At 73.1% G+C, this 14,703-nt stretch carries 13 protein-coding genes; 10 read left to right on the top strand and 3 right to left on the bottom strand.

The annotated features are described in order from the left end of the window. The first annotated feature begins 10 nt into the window (after positions 1 to 10). On the top strand, positions 11 to 2,005 hold the full coding sequence (locus ACZ49B_RS28125) for a prolyl oligopeptidase family serine peptidase (RefSeq protein ID WP_468311208.1): 1,995 nt from the start codon (positions 11 to 13) through the stop codon (positions 2,003 to 2,005). 25 nt (positions 2,006 to 2,030) lie between these two features. On the opposite strand, the gene ACZ49B_RS28120 is transcribed toward ACZ49B_RS28125, so the two are convergent. After that, complete coding sequence (locus ACZ49B_RS28120; RefSeq protein ID WP_468311206.1) at positions 2,031 to 2,777, bottom strand: hypothetical protein; 747 nt, start codon at positions 2,775 to 2,777, stop codon at positions 2,031 to 2,033. A gap of 11 nt (positions 2,778 to 2,788) precedes the next feature. Here ACZ49B_RS28120 and ACZ49B_RS28115 point away from each other — a divergent pair, with 11 nt between their 5' ends. The 7 genes from ACZ49B_RS28115 to ACZ49B_RS28085 all read left to right on the top strand — a co-directional run bounded on the left by ACZ49B_RS28115 (position 2,789) and on the right by ACZ49B_RS28085 (position 10,149). Beyond that, positions 2,789 to 3,367: a GNAT family N-acetyltransferase gene (locus ACZ49B_RS28115; RefSeq protein WP_468311204.1), complete on the top strand. Its 579-nt coding sequence runs from the start codon at positions 2,789 to 2,791 to the stop codon at positions 3,365 to 3,367. A gap of 4 nt (positions 3,368 to 3,371) precedes the next feature. Continuing rightward, on the top strand, positions 3,372 to 4,271 hold the full coding sequence (locus tag ACZ49B_RS28110; protein WP_468311202.1) for an arginase family protein: 900 nt from the start codon (positions 3,372 to 3,374) through the stop codon (positions 4,269 to 4,271). A gap of 107 nt (positions 4,272 to 4,378) precedes the next feature. Beyond that, positions 4,379 to 6,346: a DUF5107 domain-containing protein gene (locus ACZ49B_RS28105; RefSeq protein WP_468311200.1), complete on the top strand. Its 1,968-nt coding sequence runs from the start codon at positions 4,379 to 4,381 to the stop codon at positions 6,344 to 6,346. A gap of 264 nt (positions 6,347 to 6,610) precedes the next feature. Beyond that, complete coding sequence (locus ACZ49B_RS28100) at positions 6,611 to 6,928, top strand: hypothetical protein (protein ID WP_468311198.1); 318 nt, start codon at positions 6,611 to 6,613, stop codon at positions 6,926 to 6,928. A gap of 40 nt (positions 6,929 to 6,968) precedes the next feature. Continuing rightward, positions 6,969 to 7,169 carry a hypothetical protein gene (locus ACZ49B_RS28095; protein ID WP_468311196.1) on the top strand — a complete coding sequence of 67 codons (201 nt, stop codon included), beginning with the start codon at positions 6,969 to 6,971 and terminating at the stop codon, positions 7,167 to 7,169. Positions 7,170 to 7,394: 225 nt separating this feature from the next. Continuing rightward, positions 7,395 to 8,435, top strand: coding sequence for an Rv2578c family radical SAM protein (locus tag ACZ49B_RS28090; RefSeq protein ID WP_468311194.1), 1,041 nt, complete (start codon positions 7,395 to 7,397; stop codon positions 8,433 to 8,435). Between the two features lie 112 nt (positions 8,436 to 8,547). Beyond that, positions 8,548 to 10,149: an alpha/beta hydrolase gene (locus ACZ49B_RS28085; RefSeq protein ID WP_468311192.1), complete on the top strand. Its 1,602-nt coding sequence runs from the start codon at positions 8,548 to 8,550 to the stop codon at positions 10,147 to 10,149. Positions 10,150 to 10,225: 76 nt separating this feature from the next. On the opposite strand, the gene ACZ49B_RS28080 is transcribed toward ACZ49B_RS28085, so the two are convergent. Both ACZ49B_RS28080 and ACZ49B_RS28075 read right to left on the bottom strand, forming a co-directional pair. Next, positions 10,226 to 10,642 (bottom strand): RidA family protein, encoded by a 417-nt coding sequence (locus ACZ49B_RS28080; protein ID WP_468311190.1) that lies wholly within the window; start codon positions 10,640 to 10,642, stop codon positions 10,226 to 10,228. A gap of 13 nt (positions 10,643 to 10,655) precedes the next feature. Further along, on the bottom strand, positions 10,656 to 11,195 hold the full coding sequence (locus tag ACZ49B_RS28075) for an adenylosuccinate lyase (RefSeq protein ID WP_468311283.1): 540 nt from the start codon (positions 11,193 to 11,195) through the stop codon (positions 10,656 to 10,658). Positions 11,196 to 11,620: 425 nt separating this feature from the next. Between ACZ49B_RS28075 and ACZ49B_RS28070 the strand changes: the two genes are divergently transcribed. Together ACZ49B_RS28070 and ACZ49B_RS28065 are read left to right on the top strand one after the other, a co-directional pair. Beyond that, positions 11,621 to 13,423: a 3-hydroxyacyl-CoA dehydrogenase family protein gene (locus tag ACZ49B_RS28070; RefSeq protein ID WP_468311189.1), complete on the top strand. Its 1,803-nt coding sequence runs from the start codon at positions 11,621 to 11,623 to the stop codon at positions 13,421 to 13,423. A 175-nt stretch (positions 13,424 to 13,598) separates the two neighbouring features. Beyond that, positions 13,599 to 14,420, top strand: a complete 822-nt coding sequence (locus tag ACZ49B_RS28065) for a TetR family transcriptional regulator (RefSeq protein WP_468311187.1) — start codon at positions 13,599 to 13,601, stop codon at positions 14,418 to 14,420. The last annotated feature ends 283 nt before the right edge of the window (positions 14,421 to 14,703 follow it).

Here is a 14,703-nt window from a genome sequence, read left to right as displayed (position 1 = left end):
GGAGCCGGTGATGGCGGTCCCGACCGGGCCCTACGGCAGCTGGCCCTCGCCCCTCGACGCGGCGGCCGCCGCCTCGCTCGACGGGCGGCCCGAGTACGTCGGCACCGTCGGCCCCGAGGTGTGGTGGACCGAGCCCCGGCCGGCCGAGGGCGGCCGCCGCACCCTGGTGCGCCGGCCCGCCGACGGCGGCCCCGAGGCCTCGGTGCTGCCCGCCCCGTGGAACGTCCGCAGCCGCGTCACCGAGTACGGCGGCCGGCCCTGGGCGGGCACCGAACGGCCCGCGGGCGGACCCCTGGTGGTGTTCGTCCACTTCGCCGACCAGCGGATGTACGCGTACGAGCCCGACGCGCCCAGCGGCCCCGCCCCGCGGCCCCTCACCCCCGTCTCCGCGGTCGGCGGCGGCCTGCGCTGGGCCGACCCCGTCCTGCGGGGCGGTGAAGTCTGGTGCGTGCTCGAGGAGTTCACCGGCCCGGCGCCGACCGACGTACGCCGGGTCCTGGCCGCCGTACCGCTGGACGGCTCGGCCGCCGAGGACCGGTCCCTCGTACGCGAACTGACCGACGACCGGCACCGGTTCACCACCGGACCCCGGCTCTCCCCCGACGGGCTGCACGCCGCCTGGCTGGTGTGGGACCACCCGCGGATGCCGTGGGACGGCACCGAGGTGCGCCTCGCCGGCGTCGCGGCCGACGGGACGCTGACCGGGGCCCGTACCGTGCTCGGCGGTCCCGAGGAGTCCGTGGCCCAGGTGGAGTGGACCCCGGGCGGGGCCCTCCTCGCCGTGAGCGACCGCAGCGGCTGGTGGAACCCGTACCGGGTGGATCCGGCGACCGGCGAGGCCGTCAACCTCTGCCCGCGCGAGGAGGAGTTCGGCGGCCCCCTGTGGAAGCCCGGCCTGAGCTGGCTCGCTCCGCTGCCCGGCGGACTGCTCGCCGTCCTGCACGGCCAGGGCTCCTCGGTGCTCGGCATCCTCGACCCGGAGAGCGGCGACCTGGTGGACGCCGCCGGGCCGTGGACGGCCTGGCAGCCGACGCTCGCCTCGCACGGCAACCGCGTCTACGGGGTCGCGGCCAGCCCGCGCAGCGCCTACGAGGTGGTGGAGCTCGACGTCGAGGACGGGCACGCCCGGGTGGTCGGCGCGGCCGGGGTGGACCCGGTGGACCCCTCCTACTACCCGGAACCGCAGACCCGGACCTTCCTCGGTCCGGGCGGCCGGGAGATCCACGCCCACGTCTACCCGCCGCACCACCCCGCCCGCCGGGCCCCCGCCGACGAACTGCCCCCGTACGTGGTGTGGGCGCACGGCGGCCCCACCGACCATGTCCCGCCCGTACTCGACCTGCACATCGCCTACTTCACCTCGCGCGGCATCGGCGTGGCCGAGGTGAACTACGGCGGCTCCAGCGGCTACGGGCGCGCCTACCGGGAGCGGCTGCGCGAGCAGTGGGGCGTCGTCGACGTGGAGGACTGCGCGGCGGTGGCCCGGGCGCTGGCCGCCGAGGGCACCGCGGACCCGGCCCGGCTCGCCATCCGGGGCGCGAGCGCGGGCGGCTGGACGGCGGCGGCCTCACTGGCCGCCACCGGCCTGTACGCCTGCGGGACGATCATCTACCCGGTGCTGGACCTGCTGGGCTTCGCCGAGGAGACCCACGACCTGGAGTCCCGCTACATCGACGGCCTGGCCGGACCCCCGCAGACGCTGGCCGTACGCTGCCGCGAGCGCTCACCGGTGGCCCGCGCCGGGCGGATCACCGCGCCCTTCGTGCTGCTCCAGGGTCTGGACGACCCGGTCTGCCCGCCGGCCCAGGCGGAGCGCTTCCTGGCCGCCCTCCGGGGCCGCCCGGTCCCGCACGCCTACGTCGCCTTCGAGGGCGAGGGCCACGGCTTCCGGCGGGCGGACACCATGATCCGTGCACTGGAGGCGGAACTCTCCCTGTACGCCCAGGTGTTCGGGCTCGACCGGACGGACGTACCGAAGGTGGTGCTGGCGCCGAGGCCGCTCTAGGGGGCGGTCAGGGCGGTCAGGGCGGTCAGGACGTGTGCAGCCAGACGCGGAGCGGGCCCAGGGGGGTGAAGCCGTGGCGGACGGCGGTGTCGAGGTCGTTCCCGCTCTCGTAGCCGACGACCGGGAGGCCGGGCCAGAGGTCCGCGACGGCGGTGAGGGCGCCCGCCCAGGCCTCGTCGTCCGGGGTGCCGTCCGTGGTGAACACGTTGGAGAGGCCGACGACCCTGTCCGTCAGGTCGGCGCCCGTCCGGTTGGCCGCGGCCCCGGCGACGATGCGGCCGTCGGCGGACCGGCCGGCGAAGAAGGCGATCTCCTCGGCGAGCAGGCCCGGGTGGAACAGGCCGCTGCTCTCCCCGCCGTCCCAGGCCGCCTCCCAGGCGGCCAGCTCCCCGGCGTCGGCGACACGGGACCAGTCCAGGGCGGACGCGGCCGGAGCCGGGGCGGCGGCCGGGCGGTGGATCCACTCGGCTCCGAACAGGACCTCGAAGCCCGCCGGGGCCAGGTCGAGCACGGCGAAGCTGTCCTTGACCGAGCAGCCGGGGGAGTCGGTGTCCATCCCGGCCAGCAGTGCGTCCGCCGAGGCCTCCCGGATCAGGGTCACGCCGTCGGGGTAGTAGGGCGGGGTGCGGCGCGCACTGGTCCACGCGCCGGCCCCGAACGAGCCGCCGCCGCTGACCGCCGCGCACCACTCGGCGTTGTTGTGTACCGCCGCGCGCAGCAGTTCTTCGGTGTCCCTCTCGATGATCACGCCGGGGATCCTGTCACACCTCATAGCCTGGGCGGATGTCATATTCCACGTACCTCCGCGAGGGGGAGCACGTCGGCCTGCGGCCGTTCCGGCTCGCCGACGGCCCCGAGTTCACCGCACGCGTGCACGAGAGCCGGGGCCTCCACCGCCCGTGGCTGTCCCCGCCGGCGACGATCGAGGAGTACGAGCCGTACGCGACGCGCCTGATCGAGGGCGGGAGCCGGGCGGGGTTCCTGGTCTGCGAGCGCGAGACCGGAGCCATCGCCGGGTTCGTCAACGTCAACAACATCGTCCGCGGCGCCTTCGACTGCGGGGCGCTCGGCTACGGCGCCTTCGCGCACGCCGCCGGGCGCGGGCTGTTCCGGGAGGCGCTGGGCCTGGTCGTCGGGTACGCCTTCACCCCCGAGGAGGAGGGCGGCCTCGGACTGCACCGGCTGGAGGCCAACATCCAGCCGGGCAACGCCGCCTCCCTCGCCCTCGTGCGCGGGGCCGGGTTCCGGCTGGAGGGGTTCTCGCCGGACTTCCTCTTCGTCGAGGGGGCCTGGCGCGACCACGAGCGCTGGGCGATCACCGCCGAGATGTGTGGTCCCACGGGCTCCGATCGCGCAGGATGAGGGCATGCGAAGCCTGGTGCTCCTCGACGCCCCGTCCAACCTGGGCCTGCGCCCGTCCGCGCCCGGCACCGTTCCCGGTGTCTACAAACTGGCGGGCGCCCTGCGCGACCAGGGCCTGCTGAGCCGGCTCGGTGCCCGCGAGGGCGGGGTCGTGGTGCCGCCGCGCTACGACCGCGGCAGCTGGAAGGAGGGCGACGGGGTCTTCCACGCCGGCCCCCTCGCCGCGTACACGCTCGCCCTCGCCGACCGGATCGAAACGCACCTGCGCGACGGGGAGTTCCCCGTCGTCCTCGGCGGGGACTGCTCGATCCAGCTCGGCGCCTCCCTCGCGATGCGCCGCCTCGGACGGTACGGGCTGGCCGCGATCGACGGCTCCGCCGACTTCCGCCACCCCGGCAACGAGGCCGTCAACGGGCCCGTCGGGGCGGCCGCCGGGGAGGAGCTCGCCCTCGCCACCGGCCGCGGCCAGGCCGACCTCGCCGACCTGGAGGGGCTCGGACCCTACCTCCGGGACGAGGACGTACGGCTCTTCGGGCTGCGCGACGGTGACGCGGACCTGCCGGAGCTGCGCGCGGCGGGGATCTCCGCGGCCACCGTCGGGGACGTCCGGGCACGCGGCGCCGCCCCGGTGGCGCGCGCCGCGCTGGACGGGCTGCACCCGCCGGACACCGCCGGGTTCTGGGTCCATCTGGACGCCGACGTACTGGACCCGGGCGTGATGCCGGCCGTCGACAGCCCCGACCCCGGCGGACTGCTGCCCGGTGAACTGGCCGAGCTGCTCGCCGTGTTGGTGGGCTCGCCGCGGTGCGTCGGCCTCAACGTCACGATCTACGACCCCGACCTGGACCCGGACCTGCGGGCGGGCGCTCTGCTCGCCGATCTGGTCGTGGGGGCGTTCGCGTAGTCCGGGTCGTTCGCGTAGCGCTCCGGCCAGGGCTTTGCGTAATCCTGACCGGTGGTGATCCGCGGAACCCCTGTGCACCGGCCGCCGTGGCGTGTTCCATTTCCTGCATGGCCACCACCGTCCGCCGCGCCGTACTGACCCTGCCCGCAGCCCCCTTGGGGCCCGAGAACCCGCTGCCCGTCCTGCGCGCCCCCGCCGACGCGCACGCACTCGACGAGCGCTCGCGCGAGGGGCTCCCGCGCGACATGGCCCGGCAGATCGGGTACGAGCCGTTGCGCTCGCTGCTGCCCGTGCGGCTGCTGGACGGGTACCAGCGGCGCAGGCAGGAACGCGAGTTCGAGGCCGTGGTCATCGAGAACGCGCACCTGCGGGTGACCGTGCTGCCCGGCCTCGGGGGCCGGGTCCATTCGCTCGTACACGTGCCCACCGGCCGCGAACTGCTGTACCGCAACCCGGTGTTCCAGCCCGCGAACTTCGCCCTCAACGGCGCCTGGTTCTCGGGCGGCATCGAGTGGAACATCGGCGCGACCGGCCACACCACCCTCTCCTGCGCCCCGCTGCACGCCGCGCTCGTACCGGCGCCCGACGGGGGTGTGATGGTCCGGCTGTGGGAGTGGGAGCGGCTGCGCGACCTGCCGTTCCAGGTGGACCTGTGGCTGCCCGGGGACTCGGAGTTCCTGTACGTCGGCGTCCGGGTCCGCAACCCGCACGAGCGGCCCGCCCCCGTGTACTGGTGGTCCAACATCGCCGTCCCGGAGGGCCCCGGCACACGGGTGCTGGCCCCCGCCGACGAGGCCTGGCACTTCGGGTACGAGCGGGCCCTGCGGCGGATCCCCGTACCGCAGTGGGAGGGCGAGGACCGCACGTACCCGCTGCGCAGCACGTACCCGGCCGACTTCTTCTACGAGGTCCAGGACGGGGCCCGGCCCTGGATCGCCTCGCTGGACGCGGAGGGGCACGGGCTCGTCCAGACGTCCACGGCCCGGCTGCGCGGACGCAAGCTGTTCGTCTGGGGCGCGGGGGAAGGCGGCCGGCGCTGGCAGGAGTGGCTGACCGAGCCCGGCACCGGCGGCTACGCCGAGATCCAGGCCGGCCTCGCCCGGACCCAGCTGGAGCACGTACGGCTCGAGGCGGGAGCGGAGTTCAGCTGGCTGGAGGCGTACGGGCCGCTGGCCGCGGACCCGGCCGCGGTGCACGGACCCGACTGGGCGGCGGCCCGGTCCGCCGCGGAGAAGGCCCTGGCGACGGCCCTCCCCCGCGAGCGGGTCGAGGAGGCGTACGAGGCGTGGCGCGGGTCCGCCGACACCGAACCGGGGGAGCGGCTGGCCGCGGGCTCGGGATGGGGCGCGCTGGAGGTGCTGTGCGGCGGGCACAAGCTGCCCGGCACCCCGTTCGAGGAGGCGGGGCTCGGCGAGGCGCAGGCGCCGTGGCTGGAGCTGTGGCGCACCGGGGTCTTCCCCGCCGCGCGGCGGGTGGCGCCGCCGGGGCCCAGCCTGGTGGCCCCGCACTGGCGGGACATGCTGGAGACTGCCCCGGCGGATCCGCTGACCGAGTACCACTTGGGTGTGGCCCAGTGGCATGCGGGCGATGTGGCCCAGGCGGTGCGCAGCTGGGAGCGCGGCCTGGCGCTGGCGCCGTCGCGGTGGCCGCTGCTGCGCTGCCTGGCGGTGGCGGACGCGCTGGCCGGCGACCCGGCGCGGGCGGCGCAGCGGTTCGCCGAGGCCTTCGAGGACTTGGCCGAGGAGAGCCGGGGCGGCGAGCCGTGGACGGCCGCGGAGTCCGCGCTGGGACGGGAGGCGATGACGGCGCTGCTGGCGGCGGGTCGCCTGCCGGCGGCGCGGTCGGTGTGGGACCGGCTGCGGCCGGCGCTCCGCGAGGAGGGCCGCTTCCGCCTGCTGGCCGCCCGGCTGCTGGCGGCGGAGGGGCATGTGGGCGCGGCTCGCCGGGTGTTCGAGGAGGGCTTCGAACTGCCCGACCTCCGCGAGGGCGACGAGATCCTCTCGGAGGTCTGGACCCGCATGACGGACCGCCCGCTCCCCCCGTCGTACGACTTCCGCATGCGCCCGCCGACGTAGGCCGCCGCGCAGTTTCCGAGAGGTGAGCCAATTCCGGCCGCCTTTCCGACGTTTCGGCTCTGGATATCCGGGGGTCGCATACCTCGCTCACCGGGCGGAAACAAGCGATCAACAATAGGCATTTTGTTCGACCGGTCGAGCAGGGTAAAAACTTCGTCTCCACATGACCGCACCTAGGCGGCGCACTCGGGCATCGGGTAACTTCCCACCGAAAGCCGATGATCGGTCAACCGTATGATCCTGCCTAGCAGAAGAAGACGACTCATGAGTCCAGATGTAATGCGGGGAAGGCTCGCCGAGCTTGTCGCCGAGGTCGAGACACTCAAAGTCTTCGTTGCCGCCGTCGAGCGCGGAGATCACGACGACGAAGTCCGCATCGCCTCGGCTGCCGCCAAGCTCCTTCCCCCCGCCCCGGAGCCCAAGGGCATGTTCAGGCGCAGCAAGCCGGCCCCTCCGGACACGCGCGCCGACCAGGTGAGGAGCCTGCAGCGAAATTCACTCATCCTGCAAGCACTCAACCGCATGAACAAAGAACTGTTTCCTGAAATCCAAGAGCTTCAATTCAAGCTCGCGACTCAGTGACCGGTGTCCACTGACATGCTCGAACGAAAGGGTGCTTCACATGAACTCTCATGAGGCGAAGCAGGTGGCGGAGGAGCTGTTGAAAAATGCACCGGCCGGCGCCGAGGTCACCTTCAACGACGACTTCGACGCCACCCCGCACAGCAACAAGAACCGCCCCGACAAGGGAGAGCACGTCGACGGCTGGAAGGCCGTGAAGCGAGCGGACGGCACCATCAAGGTCGACAAGAAATGGGCGTAGACCTGAGCTCGTCCACGCGTGCGTGACGTCAATGCCGTCCACAGGAGCCTCCGACCTGCTGGACGGCATTGGTTTTCGCCAGGGGAATTTCGGATCACTCCGGTCGGCGAACCGCCGCGGCCGGGGCCTCCACCGGCCCTCGGTGGTGACCGATCGGGTCACGGGCCGCACGATCATGGGAACGTTTGTTCTATTCTCGGGGTGAGAACACCGAGGGAGGCGCTCATGCGCTGGGACAATCTGACCGACGGATCCGGGACCGCGGCGAACGCGGGGGCGCTCTTCGGGGCCGGCTCCGTCGTCACGCGGACCTTCGACACTCCCGAGTTCCGCGGGATCACGTTCCACGAGGTCCGCGCCCGCTCGGTCCTCAACCGGGTGCCCGGGGCCTCGCGGATGCCGTTCGAGTGGACGGTCAACCCGTACCGCGGGTGCAGCCACGCCTGCGTGTACTGCTTCGCCCGCAAGACCCACAGCTACCTCGACCTCGACACCGGCCTCGGCTTCGACTCGCAGATCGTGGTCAAGACCAACGCCCCCGAGGTGCTGCGCCGCGAGCTCGCTTCGAGCCGGTGGACCGGCGCGCACATCGCCATGGGCACCAACGTCGACTGCTACCAGCGCGCCGAGGGACGCTACCGGCTGATGCCCGGGATCATCGGGGCACTGACCGAGCGGGCCAACCCCTTCTCCATCCTGACCAAGGGGACGCTGATCCTGCGCGACCTCCCCCTCCTGCAGCGGGCCGCCGAGGTCGCCGACGTCGGCATCTCCGTCTCCGTCGGCTTCACCGACACCGCCCTGTGGCGGACCGTCGAACCCGGCACGCCCTCCCCCGCCGCCCGGCTGGCCGCCGTACGGGCCCTCACCGACGCCGGGATCGAGTGCGGGGTGCTGATGGCCCCGGTGATCCCCTTCCTCGGGGACTCCCCCGAGCAGCTGCGGGCCACCGTGCGGGCCGTCGCCGAGTCCGGGGCGACGTCCGTGACACCCCTCGTACTCCATCTGCGGCCGGGCGCCCGCGAGTGGTTCACGCAATGGCTGCGGAGCCACCACCCCCACCTGGTCGAACGGTACGAGCGGATGTACGCGGGCGGCTCGTACGCACCCACCTGGTACCAGCGCCAGATCACCCGGCAAGTCCACGAGCTCGCGGCGGAATTCGGCATCGGCCCCTCCCGGCAGGCCGCGGCCCGCAGGATCGCCGTCCCCGAACGCCCGGCCGAGCCCGCTCCCGCCGGCCCCACCCAGCTCAGCCTCCTGTGACCTCGTACGGCCGCCGAAAGCTCATCACATCGGGCCAATCAGCAGCCCAATCCCGCCTTCCAGGCACGGTTTCCGGGACGATTCCGCCCAGAACCCTCGGCTGGGAGGCCCCATGCTGCACCCCGCGAAGAAGCGCGGCCCCTTCAAGAAGCGCGCCGCCGTCCTGCTCTCGATCGCCACCGCGACCGTGGCCGCCGTCGTCACGAGCCCGGCCGGCGCCACACCGACGGCTGCCGCACCGGCCCGCATCGCCGCCGCGCCCACCGCCCTGCGCTGGACCGGCTGTGCGACCCAGCGCTACCCCACGCTGCAGTGCGCCTCCCTCAAGGTCCCGCTGGACCACGACCACCCCGCGGGGCGCCAGATCTCGCTGGCCCTGACCCGGGTCCCGCACACCGCCGCCAAGTCCCAGGGCCCGCTGCTGGTCAACCCGGGCGGCCCCGGCGGCAGCGGCCGGGCCCTGGCCGGGTTCATCGCCTCCGCGCTCCCCAAGGACGTGGCCGCCCAGTACGACGTGATCGGCTTCGACCCGCGGGGCGTCGGCAAGAGCGAGCCCACCCTCGACTGCGGGCCCGGCCACTTCACCCCCGTACGCCCGGACTCCGTCCCGCGCGACCTGCAGACCGAGCAGGCCAACCTGGAGCGGGTGAAGGCCTTCGCCGAGTCCTGCCAGGCCAAGCACGCGGACGTGCTCCCGTACATCGGCACCGTCTCGGCCGCCCGCGACATCGAGGTGCTGCGCACCGCCCTCGGCGCGGCGAAGGTCAGCTACTTCGGCTACTCGTACGGGACCTACCTGGGCGCGGTGTACGCCAAACTCCACCCGGACCGGGTGCACCGCCTCGTCCTGGACTCCGTGGTCGACCCGGGCGGGGTCTGGTACGAGGACAACCTCGCGCAGGACCAGGCCTTCAACGCCCGCCACAAGGCCTTCCTGGCCTGGGTGGCCCAGTACGACGCCACGTACAAGCTCGGCACCGACCCGGCGGGGGTCGAAGAGCGCTGGTACGCGATGCGGGACGCACTGCGTGCGACACCGGCGGGCGCCAAGGTGGGCCCGTCGGAGCTGGAGGACACCTACATGCCGGGCGGCTACTACAACGGCTACTGGCCGATCCTCGCCGAGGCCTTCTCTGCGTACGCGGTGGCCGGGGACCCGAAGCCGCTGGTGGCTGCGTACGAGCGGTTCGGGGCGGTGGAGCCGTCCGCGGGCAACAGCTACAGCGTGTACACGGCGGTGCAGTGCCGTGACTCGGCCTGGCCGAAGGACTGGAACCAGTGGCGCACGGACATGTGGCGCACCCACGCGAAGGCGCCGTTCATGACCTGGAACAACGCCTGGTACAACGCTCCGTGCGCGTTCTGGGAGACGGAGCCCCTGGTGGCGCCGGACGTGACCAACGCCGACCTCCCGCCGGCCCTGCTCCTCCAGGCGACGGATGACGCGGCGACCCCGTTCGAGGGGGCGCTCAGCATGAAGGGGAAGCTGAAGGGCTCGGCACTGGTGGTCGAGGAGGGCGGCGGCAACCACGGGGTCGCGCTCAGCGGCAACAAGTGCCTCGACGAGAAGGTGGCCGCGTACCTGCGGACGGGCGGCGCCTCGGACGCGACCTGCCCCGCCCCGCCGGCCCCGAAGCCGACCGCGGCCACCCGCGCGGTGCCCCCGTCGGCGGGCGGCACGGCCCTGCACGGCCTGCTGGGCTTCCGCGGCTAGGGCCTGACTTTTGGATCAGGCCGCGAGCCGGGCGTGATCGGCAAGACGCCCCCTGTAGGTCGTCTCTTTCGGATCTTCAGGCAGTCGGCAGCACCGCGAAGGCCTCCACCTCCAGCAGGAGTTCGGGCCGGAAGAGGGCGGCGACCTGGACGGCCGAGGAGGCCGGCTGCCGGTCGCCGGGTATCACGGCGTCGCGCGCCTCCCGCACCGCCGGGAGGTGGGCGACGTCCGTGACGAAGTAGGTCAGCTTCACGACGTCGTCGAAGGTCGCCCCGGCCGCGGCCAGGCAGCGCCGCAGGTTCTCGAACACCTGGCGGGCCTGCGCGGAGGCGTCGCCCACGCCGACGATCTCGCCCTCCTCGTCGAAGGCGCACTGGCCGGAGACGGCGATGAACCGCCCGGTGCCCCAGGCGACATGGCTGTAGCCCGTACCGGGGTGGACGCCCTCCGGCGCGGCCAGGCGGGTGATGTGGCTGTCGTCGTATTCGCTCATGCGGGCGATCATGTCAGCCGAGCGCGCGCAGCGCGGCCGTCGCCGCCACGGCGAGGCGCGGATGGGACTGGGCCCGGGTCAGCACCTCGCGGGACCGGGGGTCGGCCAGGGCGCCGAGTCCCTCGACACAGGCCAGGGCCACCCGCCAGTAGGGGTCGTGCGGGGACAGCAGGCGGGCCAGGGTGGCCGTCAGGACGGGCGCCGACTCGGGGGCGCGCAGGGCCGTGAGCAGCCGTACGGGCTGGAGGGCGTAGGCCGTGCGCAGGGTGTTGGTGGCGAGGGCGGCCGCCGCGCGGGCGGTGCGCGGGTCCCCCAGTACGGCGAGCGCCTCGGCGGCCGCCGCGCAGCGCGGCGGGTCCCGGTGGTTGAGAAGCAGCACCAGCGGCTCGAAGGCCCGCCGGTCGCCGGCCAGGCCGAGGCGGTAGGCGGCCAGCTCGCGGGCCCACAGGGGCAGCCCGGCGGAGGTCAGGGAGGCCGCCAGCGCGTCGGGGTCCGCCGCGAGCAGTTCCTCGTACGGAGGGGACTGCCCGGATTCCGTTCGAAGGCGCTCCATCACGTCGTTCACCCGGCCACCCTAGGGCGGTGGGGGGCGTCGCCGCGGCGGGTTTCCGGAGATGGCTGATCGATGATCGATGATCGGTACATTTGGGCGGTACAGGTCACATCTCCGCGCTCTGGCGCGCCAGTTACCGGCGGGTTACGCTCCCTTCAACGTACGAGGCCGGCCTGGTGACGCAGCCGCCCCGTATCAGTCGGTTCGGTACCTCAGTTCGGTACCTCAGGCACATCAGGCATCCCCGGGCACATCACGTACCTCGTGTACCCCGGCCGCCTCGAGTGCTTCTCGTGTACGGCGTGGCCCCGGGACAGGGTCCGCCGCTCCCTTCGCCCCGCCCTTCTGCGGGGCCGGGATCCCTGCCGCGCGTCGTGCGCCGCGCGCCGCCCTCAGTCGTCACCCTCTTCCACTGGAGTCCCGCGATGGACCTTCCGTCCACGTCCAGTCAGTCCACCCTCCAGACCATCGCCGTCGTCGGCCTCGGCACGATGGGCACCGGCATCGCCGAGGTCCTCGCCCGGGCCGGCCGCGAGGTCATCGGCATCGACGTCAGCGACACCGCCACCCGCCGGGCCACCGCTTCCCTCGCGGCCGCCACGGCCCGTTCGGTGACCCGCGAGCGCATCACCGAGCAGGAGCGGGAGGGCGTGCTGGCCCGCTTCCGCACCTTCACCGAGCTGACCGCCGCGGCCGACGCCGACCTCGTGATCGAGGTCGTCCCGGAGGACTACGAGCTCAAGCAGCGCCTCTTCCGTGAGCTCGACGCGATCGTCCGGCCCGACACGATCCTGGCGACCGGCACCAACGCCCTGTCGGTGACCCGGCTCGCCGCCGAGTCGCAGCGTCCCGAGCGCGTCCTCGGCCTGCACTTCTTCAACCCGGCCCCGGCGATGAAGCTCGTCGAGGTCGTCTCCAGCGTCCTCACCGCCCCGCCGGCCGTCGAGGCGGTCACCGCGCTGGCCCGCGAGCTCGGCAAGGAGCCCGTCTCGGTCGGCGACCGCCCCGGCTTCGTCGCGGACGGCCTGCTCTTCGGCTACCTCAACCAGGCCGCGGCCATGTACGAGTCGAAGTACGCCTCCCGCGAGGACATCGACGCGGCGATGCGGCTCGGCTGCGGTCTGCCCATGGGCCCGCTCGCGCTGCTCGACCTGATCGGCGTGGACACCGCCCGGACCGTCCTGGAGGCCATGTACTCCTCCTCCGGCGACCGGCTGCACGCCCCCGCCCCGATCCTGGGCCACCTCGCCGAGGCCGGCCTGACCGGGCAGAAGTCCGGGCGCGGCTTCTACACGTACGAGGAGCCGGGCAGCTCCACGATCGTCCGCGACGCGCAGACCCCGCTGGACGGGGCCCGGCTCGGCGAAGGCCGTCCGGTCAGCTCGGTCGGCGTGGCCGGCTCCGGCACCATGGCGAGCGGTATCGCGCAGGTCTTCGCGCAGGCCGGCTTCGCCGTGGTGCTCGCCGCCCGCAGCCAGGAGAAGGCGGATGCCGCGAAGGCCGCGATCGGCAAGTCCTTGGGCCGTGCGGTGTCCAAGGGCCGGCTGACCGAGGAGGGCGCCGCGCAGACGCTGGCCCTGATCACCCCGGCGGGCTCGCTGGACGCGTTCGCCGACGTGGACCTGGCCGTGGAGGCCGTCGCGGAGGACCTGGCGGTCAAGCAGGAGCTGTTCGCGGCCCTGGACAAGGTCTGCAAGCCGGGCGCGGTGCTGGCCACCACCACCTCCTCGCTGCCGGTGATCGCGGTCGCCCGCGTGACCTCGCGTCCGCAGGACGTGATCGGCATGCACTTCTTCAACCCGGCGCCGGCGATGAAGCTGGTCGAGGTGGTCCGGACCGTCCTGACCTCCGACGACGTCCACGCCACGGTCCGCGAGATCTGCACGAAGGTGCGCAAGCACCCGGTGGACTGCGGGGACCGGGCCGGCTTCATCGTGAACGCGCTGCTCTTCCCGTACTTGAACAACGCCGTCAAGATGGTCGAGCAGCACTACGCCACCCTCGACGACATCGACGCCGCCATGAAGCTGGGCGGCGGCTACCCGATGGGGCCGTTCGAGCTCCTCGACGTGGTCGGCCTGGACGTCTCGCTGGCGATCGAGAAGGTCCTCCACAAGGAGTTCCGCGACCCGGGACTGGCCCCGTCCCCGCTGCTGGAGCACCTGGTGGCGGCGGGCTGCCTGGGCCGGAAGACCGGCCGCGGATTCCGTGAGTACGCCCGCCGGTAAGCAGCGCCCTGGCCAGGTGCCCCAAGAGCCGGATGCGTGGGGAGGGCTGCTCGGGTCTGCCGGACCCTCACGGCAGGCCGTACCTTCCGAGCCCAGTGCGGGCTCTCCCCCGCATCCACCCCCGTCCCACCCCCCTCAGGCGCGCTCCCCTGCGCAAATGAAGTACTTTCGATCCATGTCCCAGCCCGCCAAGACCTCGCCCCGCGCCGCCACGGCCTCCGACAGCCCGGAGACCACGGCCGGCACCAAGGCGGCCGCGCAGCGGCTCAAGATGCGCCGTGAGCTCGCGGCCGCCGCGATGGAGCTGTTCGCGACCAAGGGGTACGAGGCGACGACGGTCGACGAGATCGCCGCGACCGCGGGGGTGGCGCGCCGGACCTTCTTCCGGCACTTCCGCTCCAAGGAAGAGGCGATCTTCCCGGACCACGACGACACCCTGACCAGGGCCGAGGCGGTGCTGGACGTGGCCCCGGCGCACGAGCACCCGCTCGACACGGTGTGCCGCGGGATCAAGGAAGTCATGAAGATGTACGCCGCCTCCCCGGCGGTGTCGGTGGAGCGCTACCGGCTGACGCGCGAGGTGCCGGCGCTGCGGGAGCGGGAGATCGCCTCGGTCGCCCGGTACGAGCGACTGTTCACCCGCTACCTGCTGGCCCACTTCGACGAGACCGACCACCACGACGGCAACGACGACCCGCTGCTGGCCGAGGTGGCCGCGTCCGCGGTCGTCACGGCCCACAACCACGTGCTGCGGCGCTGGCTGCGGGCGGGCGGCCAGGGGGACGTGGAGGCGCAGCTGGACCACGCCTTCTCGATCGTGCGGAAGACCTTCGGCACGGGGATCGGCGCGGGCCGGACCCTGAGCACGGCGCCGGCCCCGGCCGCGCCGGCGGAGGTCCGTACGCAGGGCGAGGTGCTGGTGGCGGTGGCCCGCACGGACGCCCCGCTCGACGAGGTCATGCGGACCATCGAGGAAGCGCTGAGGAACAAGCAGTAGTCACACCCGTCGAGTCACACACATCACAGTGGCCGCCCCCGTTCCGGGGGCGGCCGCTTTTGTTTGTCCGACTTGCCCCTACTCACGGGTAACTCTGATCGATCATCGCTCATCTGCGCAGGTCAATAGGCAAATGAGAGAAAGTTTTGGCACGCGGTGCCTTGCCGGGTGACACGGGGTGCCATACGTTGAATCTCGTCCGGATGTCCCCGCGGTCCACGCCCACTCGGCACGAACCGCGCCCCGGATGCCTGCGTCACCAGGCACCGCACGCCTCACCACG

The sequence above is a fragment of the Streptomyces sp. NPDC031132 genome (assembly GCF_055570595.1).
The sequence above is the reverse complement of the archived record's forward strand: the minus strand, read 5'-3'. Positions and strand labels throughout refer to the sequence as shown.

Excerpts from the sequence above, each read along its gene's own strand:
- ACZ49B_RS28125 (WP_468311208.1), top strand. The coding sequence starts at position 11 with ATGGCGGTCCCGACCGGGCCCTACGGCAGCTGGCCCTCGCCCCTCGAC.
- ACZ49B_RS28120 (WP_468311206.1), bottom strand. The coding sequence starts at position 2,777 with ATGAGGTGTGACAGGATCCCCGGCGTGATCATCGAGAGGGACACCGAA.
- ACZ49B_RS28115 (WP_468311204.1), top strand. The coding sequence starts at position 2,789 with ATGTCATATTCCACGTACCTCCGCGAGGGGGAGCACGTCGGCCTGCGG.
- ACZ49B_RS28110 (WP_468311202.1), top strand. The coding sequence starts at position 3,372 with ATGCGAAGCCTGGTGCTCCTCGACGCCCCGTCCAACCTGGGCCTGCGC.
- ACZ49B_RS28105 (WP_468311200.1), top strand. The coding sequence starts at position 4,379 with ATGGCCACCACCGTCCGCCGCGCCGTACTGACCCTGCCCGCAGCCCCC.
- ACZ49B_RS28100 (WP_468311198.1), top strand. The coding sequence starts at position 6,611 with ATGAGTCCAGATGTAATGCGGGGAAGGCTCGCCGAGCTTGTCGCCGAG.
- ACZ49B_RS28095 (WP_468311196.1), top strand. The coding sequence starts at position 6,969 with ATGAACTCTCATGAGGCGAAGCAGGTGGCGGAGGAGCTGTTGAAAAAT.
- ACZ49B_RS28090 (WP_468311194.1), top strand. The coding sequence starts at position 7,395 with ATGCGCTGGGACAATCTGACCGACGGATCCGGGACCGCGGCGAACGCG.
- ACZ49B_RS28085 (WP_468311192.1), top strand. The coding sequence starts at position 8,548 with ATGCTGCACCCCGCGAAGAAGCGCGGCCCCTTCAAGAAGCGCGCCGCC.
- ACZ49B_RS28080 (WP_468311190.1), bottom strand. The coding sequence starts at position 10,642 with ATGAGCGAATACGACGACAGCCACATCACCCGCCTGGCCGCGCCGGAG.
- ACZ49B_RS28075 (WP_468311283.1), bottom strand. The coding sequence starts at position 11,195 with ATGGAGCGCCTTCGAACGGAATCCGGGCAGTCCCCTCCGTACGAGGAA.
- ACZ49B_RS28070 (WP_468311189.1), top strand. The coding sequence starts at position 11,621 with ATGGACCTTCCGTCCACGTCCAGTCAGTCCACCCTCCAGACCATCGCC.
- ACZ49B_RS28065 (WP_468311187.1), top strand. The coding sequence starts at position 13,599 with ATGTCCCAGCCCGCCAAGACCTCGCCCCGCGCCGCCACGGCCTCCGAC.